Origin of the sequence: Numidum massiliense (genome assembly GCF_001375555.1) — a bacterium.
Classification (GTDB): Bacteria; Bacillota; Bacilli; order Thermoactinomycetales; family Novibacillaceae; genus Numidum; species Numidum massiliense.
In genome coordinates this window covers 1,078,868-1,098,752 of the sequence record NZ_CTDZ01000009.1, presented here as the reverse complement: position 1 = coordinate 1,098,752, position 19,885 = coordinate 1,078,868, and the positions used below count along the sequence as shown (strand labels likewise).

Sequence of the window (19,885 nt, the reverse complement as noted above, 5' to 3'; positions counted from 1 at the left end):
AAAACAATTTTTAAAGCACAAAGCCGCCTATAACCGACAAACAAAAAACCCTCTCGCCAAAGAGGGATGGTGCATCATTTTGCCTGATGATAGCGTAAGGGCACGCGTTTCCGGCATTATTGAATGGATCGTTCCTGGTGGTTACGGGTGGTAAGACACCGTCAGTTTTGTCGCTGGTACTTCGGCTTCTTTTTGCACGAGCTCCATAATCTCGATCACTTGTTTTTTCGTTAAACTTTCTGCTTGAACCATGATGTCAAACTTGCCGCTGTCGTGTTTGACGAGGGCGTCGCCGAAGCGATCCGCTAACATTTCTTCGATTTGGTTGACGAGTTCAATCGAGGCGTACAGCTTTTCCAAATCGGCTTTCGCGGCTTCCGTCTCTTTCTTGTCCGCGTTCGGGTTCGTCGTAATTTCTAAATACTTAGCTGCTAGTTGGTTTTCGATGGCGGCGCGCTCCGTTTTCGTCGCTAGGAAAAAGTCGCTGCCGCCGCTAAGGGCCGGTTTGTCTTTTTCCCCGCTTTTTTTACCGTCATCTTGCTGTAGATCATCCGCACCCTCACCTTTCGTCGCGTCAGTCGCGCCGCTCTTGTCCGCACTGCTACTTGCATCCGCATCACTTACGTCGTCCCCACTCGCATTCTTGCCACTTGCGTCAGCGTTACTCTGATCGACCTCTTGACCTTTGTTTTTCTTCTCTTTGCCGCCGTCATTCCGATGCTCGTCCGCCTTTTCATCGTCTTTCTTGCCCTTGTCGTCGGTGTTCGCTCCGAACAGTGAAGTATCGAGCGGATTAACTTCTTTCGTCGTCGTCTTCGGCTCCCCTTTCGCACGTTGACCCGCCTTGTCACCCGCACCGTTTTCCGACGCTTGATCAACCGGATCGGTTGGACCACTGACGATGTAATAAGCAGATAGGACGACCATTAACGACAACATCGTGATTAGCCAAATGGTTTGTTTACTCATGTTTCTTCCTCCTTAACCTTTCGGTAGTATCGCAATTTTATGTGGGGGCACGTCAAGATATGCTCGTACCGCCTGCAGAACGGCGGACTTGACTTGCAAATTTTCAACGCCGCGGGCGACGATAATGATTCCTTTCACATCGGGCTTAAGTCGTTGAAGTACAACGGGTTGATCGCCGTGCTTTCCCGGGATGACGACGACTTGACTCTCTTCGGTCGTATCCGTTACTTTCCGCTTGCCGCCTTGTTTATCTGCCTCCTCCGTCACCTGCTGTTTTTTATTGACGTTTTTTTCTAAAATGACCATTTCCGTCGACTTTAAGTTCACCTGCACGGACACTTGCTCGAGACCGACCACTTTTTCTAACAACTCACTTAAATCGGCAGCGATCTTCTGCTCGTACGCTTCGATCGACATCGCCTCTGGCTCCCGCGCCTCAGCGGCACTTGCCGCGGTATCCTGCCCGGTGGCGGGCGGGTCGCGCGGCGGAATTCCTTCCGTACGCACACTGAGAAAGGAGGAGAAGAGGATTAGGGCGACACCTGCACTGGCGATAAGTAACAGCCACTGAAAGGTGCGCATTTTTTTCGCCCCTTTTGCCCCTTTGGCGCCTTTCTTCCATTCTTCTTCCATGCGTTCCCACAACGATTTGAACATGTTCACCCCTCCTCGCCTGCTGTGCGTACGACAACTTGCGCTTCGTCTAGTTGCCACTGTGCCGCCACCCACTGCTGCACGTCTTGCGCCACCTCAGTGAACGGTGGATGCGTTGTATTTTTTTTGTAATCTACATCCCCTTTTCTTCCGCTGTCGCCGATCGTCACCGGTTCGACGACTTTCACCGCATCGACTGTTCGGTTTTTCGCGGTTTCTCGGCTTTGTTCTGCTGTACTTTGCCCAACTGCACGGTCACTTGCTGCGTCTCCAGTCGCTTCGCGTTCTCCTGCTCCTCGCGCCTGTGACGCGGAACGGTCCGCGAGCGCAATGGCGACGTGCGCGATGCCTAGTGTCCCATGGGCCTGGCTGTCACTTTCGCCGCGGTTTAATGTCACTTCGACGTCCGCTACCGCCACGGAAAACTGCTGTTCGATCCCCGCGGAGAGCGCTTGCTCGAGCCGTTCTGCAGCATTGTTTGCAACGAGCTGGCGCTGCTTCTCATGCAGCGATTCTGTCTGTCGTTCGATTTCCTCTAAGCTCGCCAGTTCCCCCTCCACAGCGCCGTTTTCTGCCGCGAGCAGTCTTTCTGGTGACCAGTCGCCCTTGAACAGCGTCAACACCGGAGAAAGGATGAGCAGTAAAATGAGTAGTCCGACGACTAGGCGGGCGTACCGTTTCATTTTATTATCCGGCAACAGCAAATCGACGAATGTCGCCAAAATGACGACGAGCACGAGTTGCTTGATCCAAGACGCTAAAAACGCCATTTTCGTATCACCTACCGCATCATCACTGAGACGTTGCCAGAAGCAATAATGATAGTTAGTGCGATAAAAAACATCAGCCCCACTGTGGCCATCGCCGCAAAGATTAAAATGAGGCTTTTGCCGATCACATCTAGGCAGTTGATGATCGGACTGTCGCCGAGCGGTTGCATCACCGCCCCCGTCACGTTGTACACGAGTGCCAGCACTAAAATTTTGATCGCGGGAAAGGCGCAAATGAGCAGCAAAATAATGACCCCAGTCATGCCGAGTGCGTTTTTCACTAACAGCGAGGCGCCGACGACCGTATCTGCCGCGTCGGCAAACATTCCCCCGACAACCGGGACAAATGTGCCGGTGACGTACTTGGCGGTGCGAATCGTCACGCCGTCCGTCACTGCGGTCGCCGTCCCTTGCACCGAGACGACGCCGAGAAACACGGTGAGAAAAATACCGAGCGCACTCATACTGACATTGCGCAGCAACTTCGCCAAATTCGTCAGCGGGAACTTGTCCGTATAGGCGCTGACGATCCCGAGCACTGCGGAAAAAAATAGCAGTGGAAACAGCACGGTATACACAGCGGTGCCGATAAAGTGCACCAAAAAGACGACGATCGGGTGCATGACGGCGACAGTCGCGATGCCGCCCATCGCGCCGAGCAACGTTAATACGAGTGGCACGAGCGCCAACATGAAGTTGACCATCGCGCTGATCGCCCCTTGCGCCGCCTGAAAGGCTACCGTAAAACTGTTGACGGCCAAAATGATGAGTACCAAATAAGCGACGGCGTAAGCGACTTTACTGACGGCATTCTGTTCAAACGCCGCCTGCATGTGCTGTAAAACGGTACAAAACAGTGCCAGCATCGCAATCGACGTCAACAGTTTGCCGCTGTGGGCAATTTCGTAAAAAAAGTATTTAATAAAGCCAGTCAGCGCTTCTTTGAAGGAAAACCCTTCCCCTGGTCTAAGGACGAGGTCGACCAAGCTTGGCCCACTGTTTTCGGGCAAAAATTCATCGTAGTTATCGTAAATTTGTTGCCAAAACGACTCGATCGGTCCTGTATCGAGCGCCTCTAACTGTTTTTTTACCCATTCGTTTTGTAGTGATGCTTGCGGCGTTTGTTCTTCGTGTCTGGATGTCTCCCGCTCACCGTCCTCTTTGCTTTGAGCCGTTTCAGCCACCACTTCTGGAGCTACCCTTGCACCTCTTTCCGGCGCCTTTTCCGCCTCCGCCACTGCCACTCGTCCGAAACAAAAACTTAAGAGCAAGCTAAGGAGACTTATGAGGCATAGCGCCATTATTTGTCTCAGTTTGTGCAGCGGCATTGTCGGCCCCCCTTTTTTTTCGCTACGGCTGATCTTCACTGTGACAGACCCTTCACTTGCGATGATCCTTCACTGCCACTGGCCCTTCACTGTGGGAATAGTTGGATGATCGTTTCGACGAGGACGGTCAAGATCGGGATCGCCATAACCAAAATGACGATTTTCCCTGCCAACTCCACCTTTTGCGCGATGGCCCCTTGCCCGGCGTCACGCATGATTTGTACTGCGAATTCGACGATATAGGCGATGCCGATAATTTTTAAGATCGTCGCCAAATAGACAGTATCTACGTTGGCCTTGTTCGCCAAATCTTGCAGTAAGGTAATCACTTTGCCGACCTCGCCGATGAGACTCAAGAAGATGGCCGCGCCGACGAACGTCGCGAGCAGCAAAGCAAATAGCGGTTGCCGCTCTTTAATGACGAGGACGAGGAAGGTGGTGATTAACCCGAGACCGATAATTTGCAAAATATCCACGCCGCCACCCCCGCCTTAAGACCGAAACAGAAACACGTTTTTTATCGTTTGAAACAGTTCGTTAATTAGGCTGGCAACCATGTACAACACGACGATAAAGCCGATCAGAGTGACCCAGTGCGCCCAATCCTCTTTTCCCATCTGTTTGAGAATGGTGTGGATCATCGCGACGATGATGCCGATCCCCGCGATTTGAAAGATGGCGTTGACGTCGATGCTCACCTTCTCCCCTCCCGTCAGAACAGCGATCCGTACGGCAATCAATACAGCAAAATGACTAGTAACGCCCCGAGGAGCACGCCTAAACTGCGAGACATTTTTGCGTATTTTTCTTGATCGTGCACAGCCTTAGCTTCTTCCGCTTCCAAGGTCGCTTGCGCAAGGCGCAAATGGTTAACTTGATCGTGGCGATCGGACAAACCGATCTTGCTCCCTAGCCGGAGTAAAATGTGTCGGTCCTGTTCGCGCAGCGCTAAGTCCGTCTTCACATCGGCGAGCGCTTGCCGCCAACACTCATACGCCGCCGTGCCGTCCTTTCGTTGCAAGTAATGGGCTGCGCGGCTGAAAAAACGCCCGACGGGCCCGTTCTCCCGTGCCCCGATTTGCTGTAGTGCGGAATCGAGCGGCTGTGACCCGTAGGCGATCTCCGTTTCGAGAACGTGGAGCGCGCCTCGCAGTTGTCGCAATTCTTGCGGACGCCGCGTCAGTAGATTCGCGACAATTAATCCCGTACACGCACAGACGAAAAACAGTAGCACGGCACCTAACAACTTCACAGCGGAACCACCTGCTCACGGCGCCCACTGTTACTTGTCTGCCCGATTCGCCCGCTGTTAACGACCTGCCCGTCAGATCCGTAAACCCCTTCGACGGTCCCAGTGCCACGACTTTTGCTCAACACGATAAAACGCGTAAACACCGCTTGCGCGAGCAACCGCGACAAGGTCGTCCGCCGTGAGATGTCCCGAATGTCGCGCCCGTGCACCGTCGTGATCAGCTGTACTCCGGCGTGGATCGCTTCATCGATCGCCGCCGCGTCTTCCGGGCGCCCAATTTCGTCGACGACTAAAATATCCGGCGACATCGAGCGGATCATCATCATCATCCCTTCCGCTTTCGGGCAAGCGTCGAGGACGTCTGTACGCGGTCCGACGTCGTGCTGCGGCTGCCCGTCGAGCGAACCGGCGAGTTCGGAGCGCTCGTCGACGATACCGACTTTTTGCGGTCTCACCTGTTCGTTCCCGTAACTGAACGCGCGGGCCAAGTCGCGCAATAGCGTCGTTTTCCCGCACTGCGGCGGGGAGATGATCAGCGTGTTACAGCATGTCCCTTGCTCGTCCACGACGAACGGCAGCACGTGCTGTGCCACACCTTTCACTTCGCGGGCAATGCGAATGTTGAAGCCGCTAATCGCCCCTAAATGTTTGACGCGCCCCCCTTCGACGACCGCCTTGCCGACGAGGCCGACGCGATGTCCGCCGCGTACGGTGACAAATCCTCGCCTCAGCTCTTCCTCTAACGCGTACAGTGAGTGGTTGCTTATTAGGCTGAGCAACTTTTCACAGTCGGACGCAGTCGGGAGGTAGGCCGCTTCGTAATATTTAGACACCGCGCCGTTCGGCAGCACGTAGCGCACTTCCTCAGAAGTGACGAGCTCTAACGGCCTGCCTAAACGGATGCGGATCTCTTCGACTCGATACGCGAGGCGGGGCGGAATCGCTTGAATGAAGTCGCGCAGCGGCGGTGGCAAGATCGCTTCGATTTCTGCTCGCAACGAAAGAACCTCCTGTCCCTCTCCGTTTTACTCCATAATTATGCACGCTTGGCCCATTTATGCCTTAAAGGAAAGAGTATATAGGAACGAGAAAACCGACCCGGAGCTCATACTTTCCGCGCGCATCGGTTACGCTATACAGGTGAATAAGGTGTGCCCAAAAAACGCGAACACCTCTGTACGACAATCTAGATGACCAATCTAGCATACAACGACACACATTGTCACGTATCACACGCTACACAAGCAATGACTATCGCTACTGAATAAGGAGGCACGTCATGAACGAGCAAACGAATCGCCCCGCAAAACAAACAGAGCGGGCGAATAACGAGCAACCGGCAAACGATTATTCCGCCGTATCGTCACCGGACACCTCTGGACCGTCATCCGCAGCGAACGCCACACACGAACAGCCGAAAACACGCGTCATTCTCACGCTCAGTCTCATTCCGCTCATTATGGTACTCGGAAACTCGATGATCGTCCCCGTGTTGCCACAAGCGAAAAAAGCGCTCGACATTAGTCAGTTTCAAGTGAGCCTGTTAATTACGCTCTTTTCGGTTCCCGCCGGCATTGCCATCATCTTCGCTGGCATTCTCGCTGACCGCATCGGGCGCAAAAAAGTGATCATCCCTGGCTTGTTTTTGTACGGACTAGGCGGCATTATTGCCGGTCTCGCGGCAGCAGTCGGTGACGGGTCGTACGCCCTCTTACTCGGCGGGCGCATCGTGCAAGGGATTGGCGCCGCTGGAACGGCACCGATTGCGATGACTCTCGTCGGCGATTTGTACGATCGCAAGCAGCGCAGCAAAGCCCTCGGTATTATCGAAGCGTCTAACGGGGTGGGGAAAGTGTTAAGCCCAATCCTCGGCTCCCTCTTGGCGCTCATTACGTGGTACGCGCTCTTTTTCGCTTTTCCACTGTTGTGCCTGCCAGCGATCCTGTTCGTCTGGTGGTTCATTCGCGAACCGACGGCAGGACAAAAACCGCCGCCGCTGAACCAATACAAAGAACGCATCGTAAACATTTGGAAAAGTGAGGGGAAGTGGTTAACAGCGGCTTTTCTCGCCGGTGCGGTGACACTGTTTCTCCTCTTCGGCGTCTTGTTTTACCTCTCGGATATTTTAGAGAAGACTTACAAAATAGACGGCATCAAAAAAGGGCTTGTGTTAGCGATCCCGCTGCTGGCGATGAGTGGGACGTCGTACTGGTGCGGCAGTTTTATTCAAAAACATATCCGCTTCGTCAAACCGTTTGTCGTCTTCGGCCTCGCCCTACTCACGATCGTCATGGGCCTCGTGCCGTTTATTAAGCAAAACGTGCTCCTCATAGCGCTACTCGTCGTCGGCGGTATCGGTAGTGGACTTGTGTTACCATGTTTAAACACACTCATTACGTCATCTGTGAGGCTGGCAGAACGGGGGATTATTACGTCACTATACAACAGTGTGCGCTTTTTTGGCGTCGCCTTAGGTCCTCCAGTATTCGGGGCGTTCATGGATGCGAAAACCGCCCTATTTCTCACACTTAGCGGTGTGAGTGCGATTAGTTGCGTCTCTGCGCTCGCGTTCATCAAACGCCCCCACCGCCTAAAAAGCAACAACGGACACGAACGTACTTTCACGCGTCCACATGTGCAGCATCCGTAACATGTAACATGGAATTTCTCGAGATAGGCACTCACCCATTCGCGCCAGCATATATTGTAAACAGGTGCTCCTAGTGGCGGCACTGGAAAGGAGTGTGCGAATGGATTGGAATTGGGTCAACCGCCGCGCTGAAAAACCGCGTGTTAGCGGCGTCACAATGGTCATCGATACTGGAATTGGCCCACGAATATTTGCCGATTTACTCGAGTCCGCTGGCCGTTATATCGATTTTGTAAAATTAGGGTTTGGCACGACCGCACTGACCGCCCCGCACATTTTACAACAAAAACTCGAACTGGCGAAAAAACACGACGTACTCCTCTTTCCCGGTGGTACCTTTTTTGAATTAGCGTATGCCAAAGGACAGTGGGAGACGTATCTAGAAAAAATGGAGGCGCTCGGCTTTCCAGCCGTGGAAATATCGGAAGGCACATTGTCCCTCCCTGAGACGATGCGCGAACAAATAGTGCGCGCGGCGAGTCAGTCGTTTCACGTCTTAACGGAAGTCGGAAAAAAAACGAAAGGGTCACACGTGACACTAGAAGAACTGGCGCAAACGTACGCGAGCGACATCGCCTGCGGGGCGTCGTACGTCATCGTCGAAGGGCGCGAATCAGGCAAGGACGTCGGCATTTACGACGCGGACGGCCGCTTGGATCCGCAGTTCGTCCTCGCCGCGCGCAAAGAGACGGGGAAGAAATTGTTGTGGGAGGCACCGCTCAAATCGCAACAAGTCGATCTCATTCGCCTGTTCGGTCCCGATGTCAACTTAGGCAATGTGTCGACTGGGAGTACGCTCGCGGTCGAGGCATTGCGCCGCGGCCTGCGCGCCGATACGTTTAGTCTTAATTTCCGAGCAGAAGTTCCTATTTAATAAAATAATATTCGCCCCCTTGTCCACATACAGTGGTAATACCAAACCGGACAGGGGATTTGTCATGTACGGAGAAATTTTACTTGTCGTATTGATCGTCGTCGGCATCGTCGGCCGCTCGCCCATTATTGCGACCGCCGCCAGCTTTCTGCTCATATTAAAACTGACTCATCTCGAACGATACTTCCCGTCGATCGAGCGCCGTGGACTGGAAATTGGGCTGCTGTTTTTGACGATCGCCGTCCTCGTCCCGTTCGCCAGTGGCCAAATTACGATTAAAGACGTGTTCTCCGTCTTTACGAGTTGGCAGGGTATTTTATCCCTCGTCGGCGGCGCTCTAGCCACTTATATGAACGGCAAAGGGTTAGACTTATTAAAAATCGATCCCGAATTAATCGTCGGGCTCGTCATCGGCTCCATTTTTGGCATTCTCTTTATGCGAGGCATACCCGTCGGTCCGCTCATGGCCGCCGGTATCACAGCCTTCTTCTTAAAACTGTTTTCCTTCTTGTTCAGACTTTTTTTGTGACGGTTGTCTTGACGCTTTTATTCCAGTTTCTGTCTATCCGTAATCGCCCGTTTCCGCAGTAAAAGTGAAAAAGTAAAGTATAAGTGAATAAATAAGGGAGCCGCCGCTGCGACTCCCCTCTTCGCTAAATGAAAGAGCGTTACAACAACGCACCCGCGTTACGCACGAGAGACGTAATCGCCGCTGCGCGTATCGATGACCAGTTTATCCCCAATATTGATAAAAAACGGGACGTGTACGATCAATCCGGTTTCCATCGTCGCCGGTTTGGAGCCACCGGAAGCCGTATCCCCTTTAATGCCTGGTTCAGTATCGACGACTTCGAGTTCGACCGTGTTCGGCAAGACGACGCCGAGCGTTTCTCCTTTGACGATCATTAGCGAGACATTCATATTCTCTTTCAAAAACTTAATTTCGCGCGCCAGGTTGGCGGCGGGCAAGTTAACCTGATCAAACGTTTCGTTATCCATAAACGTGTACTCGTCCCCGCTGTTGTACAAGTATTGCATTTGCCGCGTTTCGACGTGAGCGCGCGGTACTTTTTCTCCTGCGCGAAATGTCCGCTCCTGCGTGTTGCCGTGTTTCAAATTTTTTATTTTTGTGCGTACGAAGGCACTCCCTTTACCCGGCTTCACGTGTTGGAATTCCAACACTTGCCACGGATCGCCATCTAATTCAATGGTCAATCCCGGGCGAAAGTCGTTTGATGAAATCATGCGCTACTCCTCCTATACTGTCAAGCATACTGTTACTGTGAAGTGTTTTCCTGTACATAACCGTGGTCTTTAACGAACGAACGCGTTCCGGGACCGAGCTATCGTATGAAAGCGGTCGTGCGAAATGATACTTACAGCACAGTTAACTGTTTGTCACTCTTCGTCAAGCGGCGAGCGCCTGTCTCGGTGATGACGACGTCGTCTTCAATGCGCACCCCGCCAAAACCATCGAGATAAATACCCGGTTCAACCGTTACGACCATTCCCGGTCTGAGCACGGTGTCACTTTTTGCCGCAAGGCGCGGTTCTTCGTGTACTTCCATGCCGAGCCCGTGACCAGTACTGTGACCGAAGTATTCCCCATAACCTTTTGCTTTAATAACGTCGCGCGCCAGCGCATCCGCTTCTCGTCCCGTGATCCCCGGTTTTAAACCGGCCACACCGCGCAATTGCGCCTCCAGTACAATCTCGTAAAGCTCGCGCTGCTTCGCTGACGGTTCGCCGACAGCGACTGTGCGCGTAATATCGGAACAGTAACCGTTATAGAGCGCGCCGAAGTCCATCGTCACGAGATCCCCGCTCTCGATGCGTTTATCACTCGCCACACCGTGCGGCAGGGCACCCCTAGCCCCCGAAGCAACAATCGTGTCGAATGACGACGACGTCGCTCCTTGTTTGCGCATAAAAAACTCGATTTCTAGGGCGACGTCCCGCTCCGTAATTCCCGGACGGAGAACGGTCAACATATGTGCGTATGTACGGTCAGCGATGGCAGCTGCCTGTTCCATAATTTGCAGCTCATTTTCATCCTTAACGATGCGCAACTGTTCGACGAGACCGCTTGTCGCTTTTAACGTCACCTGCGCCGTGCGTTCACGTAATTCCTCGTACTGTTGATACGTCGTGTGCGGCGCTTCAAAAGCTAGCGTCTCCACCTTTAGTTTGGCGCACAGCTCGGCCACCGATTTGAAGATACTTTCGCGGTGTTCCACAATTTCGTACTGTGGTGCTTGTTCCCCCGCTTGCGACACATAGCGAAAATCCGTAATCAAGTGGGCAGTGTGCGGCGTGACGAGTGCAAACCCAGCCGTTCCGGTAAAACCGGTCATATAACGCCGGTTAGTTGCATTCGTAATCAATAAAGCATCTAACTGCTCTTGTGCGAGTAGCTGTTGCAAACGTTGTAATCGTTGCACCGATTTGTCTCTCCTTTTTATGATGTCGCTAGCTGTTTTTTAATAAAATAAAGACCTAGTTCGTAACTATCGCAGCCAAAACCGGATATTTGCCCGACGACAGCCGGGGCGATCACCGATTTGCCGCGAAACGATTCACGCGCGTGAATGTTGGAAAGGTGTACTTCGATTGCTGGCACGTCGATGGCGCGCAGCGCGTCGTGGAGTGCGTAACTGTAATGCGTGTAGGCGCCAGCGTTAAGCAATATGTAATCGAAATGGCCATTAGCCGCGTGAATGCGGTCGACCAGTTCACCTTCGCTATTACTTTGAAAAGTGTGCACCCTGAGCTGCCACGCTTCCCCTACCTGTTTTAAGTGCGCGTCAAGTTGCTTAAGCGTCGTTGTCCCGTACACCTCTGGTTCCCGCGTCCCTAACAAATTGAGGTTCGGACCGTGCAACACGAGCACATCTTTCATGCCAATCCCCCCCACCTCATCCTTTGCACATTTTATCACATCCGTACCGCCGCCGCACCCCTCGATGCGCGATACTTTTTGCATTTTTTTGTGGATCGGGGCATGTGTACAACTAAATACGACTATATTTTAAACACATATGTAGCACCGAACGTAAAGATGGGGTACAATAAGGAAAAGATTAGTTCGTACAATACGTTAACAAATGGGTAATCTAATATCGTATGCACTGAACCGGCAGTGGCGCATTGACCGTGCTTACGATCACAAATAAAAAGCAAACCGAACAGAGCTCGCGCCAACGATCGCGCTTTAATCGAACGAGCAGAAAGGGTAGGTGTTGCCGATGTCAACGAAACGACAGCCACTGTATGGCGGGCAAGCCGTCATCGAGGGGGTCATGTTCGGCGGTAAACACGTCAATGTCACGGCAATTCGCTGCAAAGACGAAAGTATCGATTATTATGAAATGACCGAACGACCAATCAAAACGCCGCGCTGGGTAAAAAAAATCCCCCTCGTTCGCGGTGTCGTCGGGTTAGTGGAAGCGAGTGCCGTCGGGGCTAAACATTTGAATTACGCCACTGAACAGTATGACCGCGACCCAGACGCTGAGGAACCGACCGCTGACGAACCTGAGGAAAAATCGTCCAACTGGCTACTCGTCTTAGCCGTCGCCATCGTCAGCGTGCTGTCATTCATCGTCGGAAAACTCATTTTTACAGTCGTTCCTGCCATTTTGGCAAGCTTACTGTTCGACCGCATCGTCCCTAACGAAATAGTGAACAACTTGCTCGAAGGAGTCATTAAAACCGTTTTACTTCTCGGCTACTTGTACGCCATCTCCCGCGCACCGCTCGTGAAACGGCTGTTCCAATACCACGGTGCCGAACATAAAGTGATTAACGCCTACGAAAACAGGGTCGAACTCACCGCAAGTAACGTGCAAAAGTTTTCCCGCCTACACTACCGGTGTGGCAGCAGCTTTATCGTTCTCTCAATTATTGTCGGCGTCATTTTGTACTCCTTTTTTCAATACGACGGCAGTATTTGGACGCGTGTCTATTTACGTATTTTACTGTTGCCTGTCGTCATCGGACTGTCTTACGAAATCTTGCGTTTGACCAATGCTGTACGCGATATACCGATTTTGACGTATTTAGGGTATCCCGGCTTGTGGCTTCAAAAGCTAACGACGGTGGAACCAGACGACGATCAGGTCGAAGTCGCCATCGCCGCCTTTAATAAAATGAGAGCTTTAGACGAGGAAATAGAGGAAAAATTGTCAGCTTCCTCCACCTCTTCCTTAGCACACACTGGCTAACTCGATGGTTTACATTCGTACAACACCGACTGACCTTGAGACTTACGTCGCATTTGGCACATATCAACTAACCTTGCACTTTGTTAGATCAGTGGATACACGGACAGATAAAACCGTGAAAGCTTCGGCAGCGACGCCGTTAACCGGACTTTTAGCATAACTACTTGAAAGGGAGGCATCTTTATGCGACATCGTGCACACGGTTGGATGTATGCCGTTTTCGTTTTTCTGGCAATTGGGATGATCTCTATGCTAATCACTAATCCGGCGCGGCTTGTCCTTCCCCTCATCATCTTCGGGGCGATCTTCTACTTATATAAGTTTCCCCCCCGCTGGCTGCTTCGCTTGACCGGGCAACCACCGCGGCAGGCGTACAGGCAGAGTAGCTACCGCAACCGCTCACAGCAACCGCAACGCCCACAGTCGAGCGCCCGTTCGCCGGAGCGCAAAGCACCCCGGCGAAAACGACGGAAACACCCGCACTTACGCGTCATCGACGGACAAAAAAAAGATCCCCCACTGCGCCGAAAAACCCAGTAACTTCAGTGTACTGGGTTTTTTATTGGGACGTTAACGTTATAGTTGCGTCCGAATGTTCACCGCCATCGATTGCCGAAACGTACGGACGTATTGCGGGAAGTCCCAATTTTTGAAAAACTGTTCCGCCGCATCAACGCCTTTCGTATAGAGCGCCTCGCTTTTTTGCGGACTTATGTGGAAGTCAGTCGTCTTTACACCTTGAGACGGTACGAGAATCGTCCGCACCCGATCTTGCTCTTCCATGTGGCGCGTATCGTGTGCGTCCATCATCGTTTGGAAAAGTGCTAAAAACAGTGACAGCGGGCCGCCAATGCGGCGCGGCGCGGCTGATGTCTTGGCGACGAGGCGAAAACCGAGTGTCGGCCAGCGCGGCGATTGTTTGTCAAACAGCCAGACAGGAAAGTTACTGAGCACGCTACCGTCCACGATGACGTTCACTTGTGGTTCGGTACGGCTGTGCAGGAGGACGGGATCGAAGAAAAAAGGAATGCTGCAACTCATGAGTACGGCTTTGGCGACCGTTACGTCGCGAGGCTTTAACCCGTACTGTTCTAAGTCTCGCGGCAACACGAGTAAACGGCCGCGCGTAATGTCAGAAGCGACAATGTACAGTTTGTCATCCGCCAAATCGGCAAACGTACGAACCCCTTTTTTACGCAGTAACGACTCAATCCAGCATTCAATGCTTTTGCCGGGGTGTAAGCCTCTTTTTACCCATAAGCGAATCGTCGGACCGACGAGAGGCAGTCGGTGCCACCACGTCGGCCTCACGAAGGAGGCGTAGTTTACTTTGCCCATAATGTTCGTAAGTTCGCTCGCTTTATACCCGGCCGCCAGTAACGCGGCAATAATTGCACCGGCTGACGTCCCCGCCAGCCGTTTCCAGCGATACCCTTGTTGCTCGGCGACTGTTAGCGCCCCGACTAAGCCGATTGCCTTGACTCCCCCTCCTTCAAATACTGCATCGGCCCACACACAAGCACCTCCTCAGTAAGGTGTGTGTTACAGTTTATGCGTGGCCAGTGTGTCTAACACCTTCACTTCTTTAGTTACTCTTTTACTTCTTTAGTTACTCTTTTACTTCTTTAGTTACTCCATTATTCTTTAGTTACTCTTTTACTTCTTTTATTACTCCTTCACTATTTTTGTTACTTCCTCTTCCCTCCTGTTACTATTTACTTCTTCTGCTACTCCTTTACTTCTTTGTCCGCCGTTATTTGCCTGTCCTTTCCCTCTTGTGCTTCAGCTTCAGCTTTTAACGCAAGCAAGTCGTGGACACGCTGTGAGTCTTCCTGAAAGTACTGTACTAAATATTCCAAGTGGGCGATCGTCTCCCAGCTGAGATGGTGTTCAATCCCTTCGACGTCGTCGTATATTAAGCTTTCATCGACGCCGATCACGCGGAGGAATTCTTCCAACAGTTCATGCCGCTCCACTAACCGTTTACCGATCCGTTTGCCTTTTGCTGTCAACACGAGGCCACGGTACTTTTCATAAATTAAAAACTTCTCTTGGTCCAGTTTTTGCACCATTTTCGTCACAGAAGAAGGGTGCACATCTAAATATTCAGCGATATCGGATACGCGAGCGTATCCTTTTTCTTCAATTAACTGGTAAATACGTTCTAAATAGTCTTCCATACTCGGAGTCGGCATGGTTGAGATCCTCCTTTATCTTCTTACAGTCATAAACGGCATTCCTTATTAAAAGGATATACTATTTTTCGCTTATCAGTCCAATGAGAATCGTCCTCCACGCCCCGTTTCCCCTAACGCAGACGAAGTGGCGAAAAGTCGAGGTAGTCGCAAGCGACGAGCCGTAGTTCGACGCCGCTCACAACTTCGTTCACTGCTACTTGGTGGGCATTGCCGTGTAGATGGCCGTAGACGCACAATTCAACCCCGTAAGTTTTGAGCAGTTCGAAAAAACCACTCGTTTTAGCGTATGTCGTGATGGGGGGGAAGTGTAACATCGCGATGAGTGGGCGCTCGGGACTTTTTTGGACAGCATCTTCTAGCGCCAGTTTGAGGCGCTCGACTTGACGCTCGTATATACGCCGATCACTTGCTTCGTCCCAACTTCTATCTTGCGGTAAACTCCAGCCGCGCGTCGCCACGACGGCGTACTCCCCGACAACCATACTGTCGCCGTCTAGCCAGAACATCCCTTCTGGCAGCGCGGCGCGCACTTTCTTTTTACTCGACACGTAGTAACAGTGGTTTCCCGGAGACAACACCTTCTGTCCGGGGAGCTCTGCAATCCACTGAAAATCGTGCCGTGCCTGCTTTAAGTTCATCGCCCAACTAATATCTCCTGGAATGAGGACGACATCGTCCGCCGTCACTTGGGCGAGCCACGCATCGCGAATGCGGTCAAAGTGGCGCTCCCACCCGAAAACGTCCATCGGCTTCGTCTGGTCTTCCGCGGCGTCAATTCCGTACAGAGACACGTCTTTATTGAACGACAAATGTAGGTCGGAAATGGCAAAAATACGCATACACGATTGTCTCCTGTCTTACCTTCACTTATATTATTGTGTCCTATATGCTGTCTGTTTGCAACATTTTTCACAGAACTTACCTCTAAAAACGATATGAAAACAATATTCCCGTAGGCAAACATATAAACGCGTCACTTTCCTAACAGAAAAGTGACGCCCCTAAGTAAAGGAGCGCCACAAACAATTTACGATATACAAAACGATATTAAACGGCCAACGGCGCGACCAACGCTTACGTACATTGCCACAGACACGATTGAAGATTTAAGAACAACCGGTGGTCGAGCCGCAGTCAAGACAGACGTAGCACGTGCCGTTTTGCTTGGTCAGGCCACCGCAATCGGGACAGAGCGGGGCGCCGTTACTCGCTTGCATCCCAAGCGGCCCTTTAAGCGGCAGCGCACTCGGGGCTGGCTGTTGGTCGCTGGGTAGCTGCCCACTCGCGTCGCCGACGCGACCATCATTTTTTCGCGAAGGTTGCCGTTCAGCCAGCTGATCTTGTAACTGACGCTGCTGATCGGTTAGTGTCACTTCTCCGCGATACACCGCCATGTCTTCGCTTGGTGCGGCACTCCCTGTCCCTGCAGTTGGTGTAAGTTCCGCAGCCGCCGTCTGCTTGCGCTTTGCTCGGTTTTGGTATACGCGCAGTTCATCTTTGGCCGGTGGCACTTGGGCAAAATCGGTACGTCCCAAATACTCCATGCCGACCAAGCGGAACACGTAGTCGATGACCGACATCGCCATTTTAATGTTTGGGTGGTCGACGACGCCAGCCGGTTCAAACCGGGTAAACGTAAAGGCGTCCACAAACTTCTCCAACGGCACACCGTGTTGCAAGCCATATGATACGGCAATAGCGAACGAGTCTAACATACCGCGCATCGTCGTGCCCGCTTTGTGCATGTCGATGAACAGCTCGCCGAGCGACCCGTCGTCGTATTCCCCGGTGCGCACGAAAATTTTGTGTCCCGCCACGCGCGCTTCTTGCGTGAAGCCCTCCCGCTTCCGCGGTAAACGGCGCCGGCTACTGCCCGGTTTCCCTGCAGCGATCGATTCGATGGGCTGTTTTTGCTCATGATCGGCAAATATTTCACCCGATAACAGCTTTGCGACTTGGTCCGGCGTCATGTTCACCGCGGCACTTCGAGCGCCGACAGGGGCACCCGTACCGTCGCCGTCACTCGCCGCCGCGACGGCAGCATCACCTTCGCCTGTGGTACGTGCAGCGATGTCAGCACCTTCTGCCTCCGAGTTGTCTTCTGCTCCCTCTGGATCTGTCGCGTCCGTTTCCCCTCCATCGCTGTCTCCTGTCGTATTGAGCGGTTGAGAGCTTTTCGACCCGTCGCGGTAGAGCGCCATTGCCTTCAAGCCGTGCTTCCAACTTTCCCAATAAGCGTGTTGAATGTCGGCGACGGTCGCCTCGTGCGGCATGTTAATTGTCTTGGAAATCGCGCCGCTTAAAAACGGCTGGGCTGCTGCCATCATGCGTACGTGCCCCATGTAATGAATGTAGCGCGTGCCGTGCTTGCCACACTTGTTTGCCGTGTCAAACACCGGGTAATGTTCTTCCCGCAAATGCGGTGCCCCTTCCGTCGTCAACATGCCGCAAATGTGATCGTTAGCCTCCTCGATTTGCGCCCGCGTAAAGCCGAGTTCTCGTAACAAGTCAAAGTCGGGCGCCTCGTACTGCGCTGCGGTAAAGCCGAGCCGGTCTAAACACGACTCCCCGAGTGTCCAAACGTTAAATGCGAACGGCAATTCAAACACAGACGGCAACGTTTGTTCGATCGCCGCTAAGTCTTCTTCCGTAAAGCCGCGGGCGCTAAGCGATTCGCGGTTAATGTGCGGCGCGCCGTCTAAGTGCAATGTTCCCGTTACGTACGTCAAAATGTCGGTAATTTGTGCGTCGCTGTAGCCTAAGTTTTGCAGTGCGGGACGTATCGACTGGTTGGCGATTTTAAAGTAGCCACCGCCGGCGAGCTTTTTAAACTTGACGAGCGCGAAATCGGGCTCCACCCCCGTCGTGTCACAATCCATGAGCAAGCCGATCGTCCCTGTCGGAGCGAGTACCGTCACTTGCGCATTCCGATAACCGTACTGTTCGCCAAGATCGAGCGCGCGGTCCCAACTCTCGCGCGCGGCGGTGAGTAAATCTTGCGGACAATACGCGTCATCGATACCGAGCGGCTTAATCGTCAGCCCTTCGTAGTCGTCGTCCGGCACGTTGTAGCTGGCGCGACGGTGGTTGCGAATGACGCGTAGCATGTGTTCCTTATTGTGTGCATATCCTTTAAACGCGCCTAACTCACGCGCCATTTCCGCCGACGCAGCATAGGCGTTACCGGTGATGATCGCCGTCACGGCGCCGGTAATCGCCACTGCCTCAGGCGAATCGTACGGAATGCCGGACAGCATCAGTACCGTCCCGATGTTCGCGTAGCCGAGCCCGAGCGTGCGGAACTCGTACGACAAGCGCGCGATCTCCTGCGAGGGGAACTGCGCCATTAATACGGATATTTCTAGCACGATCGTCCACAAGCGCGCGCTATGCGCTAACCCGTCGATGTCGAAGGTACGAGTCGTAGCGTCAAAAAACTTGACTAAATTCAACGAGGCTAAGTTACACGCCGTATTGTCGAGAAACATGTACTCCGAACACGGGTTCGACGCATTAATGCGGTTATGTTTCGCCCCGTACGCGCCGTCGCTACCCGCGGGACACGTGTGCCACTCGTTAATCGTATCGTCACACTGTATGCCAGGGTCGGCGCACTCCCACGCCGCTTGGGCAATTTGCTCCCACAAATCCCGTGCGGCGAGCACTTTACTCGTCTTGCCGTCGGTGCGCCGCTTTAGTGCCCACTCCCCGTCTTGTTCAACGGCATTGAAAAAGGCATTCGGCACCCGTACCGAGTTATTCGAGTTTTGTCCCGATACCGTTTCATACGCTTCGCCGTTAAACGACGGGTCATATCCAGCCGCAACGAGGGCACGTACTTTTTTCTCTTCGTTAGACTTCCAGTTGACGAATTCTTCAACATCCGGATGATCTAAGTCGAGGCAAACCATTTTTGCCGCGCGGCGCGTCGTCCCCCCCGACTTGATCGCCCCGGCCGCACGGTCGCCAATTTTCAAAAACGACAGCAACCCAGACGAGCTGCCCCCGCCAGAGAGTGGCTCCCCTTTGCCGCGAATGTTAGAAAAGTTCGTCCCCGTGCCGCTGCCGTACTTAAACAGCCGTGCTTCTCTTACCCACAAATCCATAATGCCGCCCTCGTTTACGAGGTCATCGTTAATCGACTGAATGAAGCAGGCGTGCGGTTGCGGTCGTGTATACGCATCTTCGCCGCGCTCGATTTTTTCCGTCTCCGGGTCCACGTAATAGTGACCTTGCGCTTTGCCGGTAATACCGTAAGCGTAAGCGAGCCCAGTATTAAACCACTGTGGCGAGTTAGGCGCCGCCATTTGGTGCAACAACATATAGACGAGTTCGTCGTAAAACGCTGCGGCGTCTTCTTCACCATCAAAGTAACCGTGCCGCTCGCCCCACTCGCGCCAGCAACCGACTAAGCGGTGTACGACTTGTTTGACACTTTTTTCCGGACCGGTGACCGGTTCCCCATTCTCGTCCAAAAGCGGTGCACCGTCTTCGTCAAACTGTGGCACACCCGCTTTACGAAAGTATTTTGAAATCATAATGTCCGCGGCAACTTGTGACCACTGCTCCGGAATTTCGGCCCCTTTCATTTCAAAGACGACCGAGCCATCTGGATTGACGATGCGCGAATCGCGCGCCTCGTACGTCACCGTCGCATACGGATCCATCCCTTTTTGCGTGTAATAACGCCTAATCCGCAACATAAATCCCCCTCGCACCATACATGTATGAACAGATTCGTTAGTCACGTTGTAGTAGGACAACGTTGTAGTAGGACAACTATTATATCATAAGTAGGTATAATCAGCGCCATATATGGTTGGTTATGTAATATACAATACTATATATAGTATGAGCTGTTTTGTGAAGTCGTATGTGTCAAGCTTTACTCGACGACCTTACAGGATCAAGGATTTAAAGACCTAAATATGTCATTCCCTAACGTTCACTTGTTGTCCGCCCTTGAG

The 19,885-nt window shown here is 52.6% G+C and carries 20 protein-coding genes; 5 read left to right on the top strand and 15 right to left on the bottom strand.

The window, feature by feature from the left end; all coding sequences use genetic code 11:
- Nucleotides 1–141: 141 nt before the first annotated feature.
- The 8 genes from BN1247_RS05615 to spoIIIAA all read right to left on the bottom strand — a co-directional run bounded on the left by BN1247_RS05615 (nt 142) and on the right by spoIIIAA (nt 5,971).
- Nucleotides 142–969 carry a SpoIIIAH-like family protein gene (locus tag BN1247_RS05615; RefSeq protein ID WP_054949510.1) on the bottom strand — a complete coding sequence of 276 codons (828 nt, stop codon included), beginning with the start codon at nt 967–969 and terminating at the stop codon, nt 142–144.
- Nucleotides 970–981: 12 nt separating this feature from the next.
- Complete coding sequence (gene spoIIIAG / locus BN1247_RS05610) at nt 982–1,626, bottom strand: stage III sporulation protein AG (RefSeq protein ID WP_054949509.1); 645 nt, start codon at nt 1,624–1,626, stop codon at nt 982–984.
- A 2-nt stretch (nt 1,627–1,628) separates the two neighbouring features.
- The gene (gene spoIIIAF / locus BN1247_RS05605) at nt 1,629–2,393 is read right to left on the bottom strand and encodes a stage III sporulation protein AF (protein WP_054949508.1); all 765 of its coding nucleotides are present in this window, start codon (nt 2,391–2,393) and stop codon (nt 1,629–1,631) included.
- Between the two features lie 11 nt (nt 2,394–2,404).
- Complete coding sequence (gene spoIIIAE, locus BN1247_RS05600) at nt 2,405–3,721, bottom strand: stage III sporulation protein AE (RefSeq protein WP_074011055.1); 1,317 nt, start codon at nt 3,719–3,721, stop codon at nt 2,405–2,407.
- Between the two features lie 86 nt (nt 3,722–3,807).
- Nucleotides 3,808–4,197: a stage III sporulation protein AD gene (spoIIIAD, locus tag BN1247_RS05595; RefSeq protein WP_054949507.1), complete on the bottom strand. Its 390-nt coding sequence runs from the start codon at nt 4,195–4,197 to the stop codon at nt 3,808–3,810.
- Between the two features lie 15 nt (nt 4,198–4,212).
- On the bottom strand, nt 4,213–4,419 hold the full coding sequence (gene spoIIIAC, locus BN1247_RS05590; protein ID WP_054949506.1) for a stage III sporulation protein AC: 207 nt from the start codon (nt 4,417–4,419) through the stop codon (nt 4,213–4,215).
- A gap of 38 nt (nt 4,420–4,457) precedes the next feature.
- A complete protein-coding gene (spoIIIAB, locus tag BN1247_RS05585; protein WP_054949505.1) occupies nt 4,458–4,973 on the bottom strand; it encodes a stage III sporulation protein SpoIIIAB in 516 nt (171 codons plus the stop codon).
- The gene (spoIIIAA, locus tag BN1247_RS05580; protein WP_054949504.1) at nt 4,970–5,971 is read right to left on the bottom strand and encodes a stage III sporulation protein AA; all 1,002 of its coding nucleotides are present in this window, start codon (nt 5,969–5,971) and stop codon (nt 4,970–4,972) included. Before spoIIIAA ends, spoIIIAB begins: the two co-directional genes overlap by 4 nt.
- A 281-nt stretch (nt 5,972–6,252) precedes the next feature.
- On the opposite strand from spoIIIAA, the gene BN1247_RS05575 reads away from it, so the two are divergent.
- From BN1247_RS05575 to BN1247_RS05565, 3 genes are all read left to right on the top strand, one after another.
- Nucleotides 6,253–7,623: an MFS transporter gene (locus tag BN1247_RS05575; protein WP_082415804.1), complete on the top strand. Its 1,371-nt coding sequence runs from the start codon at nt 6,253–6,255 to the stop codon at nt 7,621–7,623.
- A 100-nt stretch (nt 7,624–7,723) separates the two neighbouring features.
- Nucleotides 7,724–8,497 carry a phosphosulfolactate synthase gene (comA, locus tag BN1247_RS05570; RefSeq protein ID WP_054949503.1) on the top strand — a complete coding sequence of 258 codons (774 nt, stop codon included), beginning with the start codon at nt 7,724–7,726 and terminating at the stop codon, nt 8,495–8,497.
- A 64-nt stretch (nt 8,498–8,561) separates the two neighbouring features.
- Nucleotides 8,562–9,026: a DUF441 domain-containing protein gene (locus tag BN1247_RS05565; protein WP_054949502.1), complete on the top strand. Its 465-nt coding sequence runs from the start codon at nt 8,562–8,564 to the stop codon at nt 9,024–9,026.
- A gap of 158 nt (nt 9,027–9,184) precedes the next feature.
- Here the strand turns inward: BN1247_RS05565 and efp are convergent, their stop codons facing one another.
- The 3 genes from efp to aroQ form a co-directional block, all read right to left on the bottom strand.
- Entirely contained in the window at nt 9,185–9,742 is a 558-nt protein-coding gene (gene efp, locus BN1247_RS05560) for an elongation factor P (RefSeq protein WP_054949501.1), read from the bottom strand.
- 131 nt (nt 9,743–9,873) lie between these two features.
- Nucleotides 9,874–10,938: a M24 family metallopeptidase gene (locus BN1247_RS05555; RefSeq protein ID WP_054949500.1), complete on the bottom strand. Its 1,065-nt coding sequence runs from the start codon at nt 10,936–10,938 to the stop codon at nt 9,874–9,876.
- Nucleotides 10,939–10,955: 17 nt separating this feature from the next.
- Nucleotides 10,956–11,480: a type II 3-dehydroquinate dehydratase gene (gene aroQ / locus BN1247_RS05550; RefSeq protein ID WP_315969589.1), complete on the bottom strand. Its 525-nt coding sequence runs from the start codon at nt 11,478–11,480 to the stop codon at nt 10,956–10,958.
- Between the two features lie 262 nt (nt 11,481–11,742).
- Here aroQ and BN1247_RS05545 point away from each other — a divergent pair, with 262 nt between their 5' ends.
- The gene (locus BN1247_RS05545; RefSeq protein ID WP_054951511.1) at nt 11,743–12,720 is read left to right on the top strand and encodes a DUF1385 domain-containing protein; all 978 of its coding nucleotides are present in this window, start codon (nt 11,743–11,745) and stop codon (nt 12,718–12,720) included.
- 183 nt (nt 12,721–12,903) lie between these two features.
- Nucleotides 12,904–13,260: a hypothetical protein gene (locus BN1247_RS05540; protein WP_054949498.1), complete on the top strand. Its 357-nt coding sequence runs from the start codon at nt 12,904–12,906 to the stop codon at nt 13,258–13,260.
- 36 nt (nt 13,261–13,296) lie between these two features.
- Here BN1247_RS05540 and BN1247_RS05535 read toward each other — a convergent pair whose 3' ends face one another.
- The 4 genes from BN1247_RS05535 to BN1247_RS05520 all read right to left on the bottom strand — a co-directional run bounded on the left by BN1247_RS05535 (nt 13,297) and on the right by BN1247_RS05520 (nt 19,618).
- A complete protein-coding gene (locus BN1247_RS05535; protein ID WP_054949497.1) occupies nt 13,297–14,235 on the bottom strand; it encodes a patatin-like phospholipase family protein in 939 nt (312 codons plus the stop codon).
- 212 nt (nt 14,236–14,447) lie between these two features.
- The gene (mntR, locus tag BN1247_RS05530; protein ID WP_054949496.1) at nt 14,448–14,915 is read right to left on the bottom strand and encodes a transcriptional regulator MntR; all 468 of its coding nucleotides are present in this window, start codon (nt 14,913–14,915) and stop codon (nt 14,448–14,450) included.
- 113 nt (nt 14,916–15,028) lie between these two features.
- Complete coding sequence (locus BN1247_RS05525) at nt 15,029–15,757, bottom strand: metallophosphoesterase (RefSeq protein WP_054949495.1); 729 nt, start codon at nt 15,755–15,757, stop codon at nt 15,029–15,031.
- A gap of 267 nt (nt 15,758–16,024) precedes the next feature.
- Nucleotides 16,025–19,618, bottom strand: a complete 3,594-nt coding sequence (locus tag BN1247_RS05520) for a vitamin B12-dependent ribonucleotide reductase (protein WP_390622030.1) — start codon at nt 19,616–19,618, stop codon at nt 16,025–16,027.
- Nucleotides 19,619–19,885 lie beyond the last annotated feature (267 nt).

Excerpts from the sequence above, each read along its gene's own strand:
- BN1247_RS05615 (WP_054949510.1), bottom strand. The coding sequence starts at position 969 with ATGAGTAAACAAACCATTTGGCTAATCACGATGTTGTCGTTAATGGTC.
- spoIIIAG (WP_054949509.1), bottom strand. The coding sequence starts at position 1,626 with ATGTTCAAATCGTTGTGGGAACGCATGGAAGAAGAATGGAAGAAAGGC.
- spoIIIAF (WP_054949508.1), bottom strand. The coding sequence starts at position 2,393 with ATGGCGTTTTTAGCGTCTTGGATCAAGCAACTCGTGCTCGTCGTCATT.
- spoIIIAE (WP_074011055.1), bottom strand. The coding sequence starts at position 3,721 with ATGCCGCTGCACAAACTGAGACAAATAATGGCGCTATGCCTCATAAGT.
- BN1247_RS05575 (WP_082415804.1), top strand. The coding sequence starts at position 6,253 with ATGAACGAGCAAACGAATCGCCCCGCAAAACAAACAGAGCGGGCGAAT.
- comA (WP_054949503.1), top strand. The coding sequence starts at position 7,724 with ATGGATTGGAATTGGGTCAACCGCCGCGCTGAAAAACCGCGTGTTAGC.
- BN1247_RS05565 (WP_054949502.1), top strand. The coding sequence starts at position 8,562 with ATGTACGGAGAAATTTTACTTGTCGTATTGATCGTCGTCGGCATCGTC.
- efp (WP_054949501.1), bottom strand. The coding sequence starts at position 9,742 with ATGATTTCATCAAACGACTTTCGCCCGGGATTGACCATTGAATTAGAT.
- aroQ (WP_315969589.1), bottom strand. The coding sequence starts at position 11,480 with ATGCAAAAAGTATCGCGCATCGAGGGGTGCGGCGGCGGTACGGATGTG.
- BN1247_RS05545 (WP_054951511.1), top strand. The coding sequence starts at position 11,743 with ATGTCAACGAAACGACAGCCACTGTATGGCGGGCAAGCCGTCATCGAG.
- BN1247_RS05540 (WP_054949498.1), top strand. The coding sequence starts at position 12,904 with ATGCGACATCGTGCACACGGTTGGATGTATGCCGTTTTCGTTTTTCTG.
- mntR (WP_054949496.1), bottom strand. The coding sequence starts at position 14,915 with ATGCCGACTCCGAGTATGGAAGACTATTTAGAACGTATTTACCAGTTA.
- BN1247_RS05525 (WP_054949495.1), bottom strand. The coding sequence starts at position 15,757 with ATGCGTATTTTTGCCATTTCCGACCTACATTTGTCGTTCAATAAAGAC.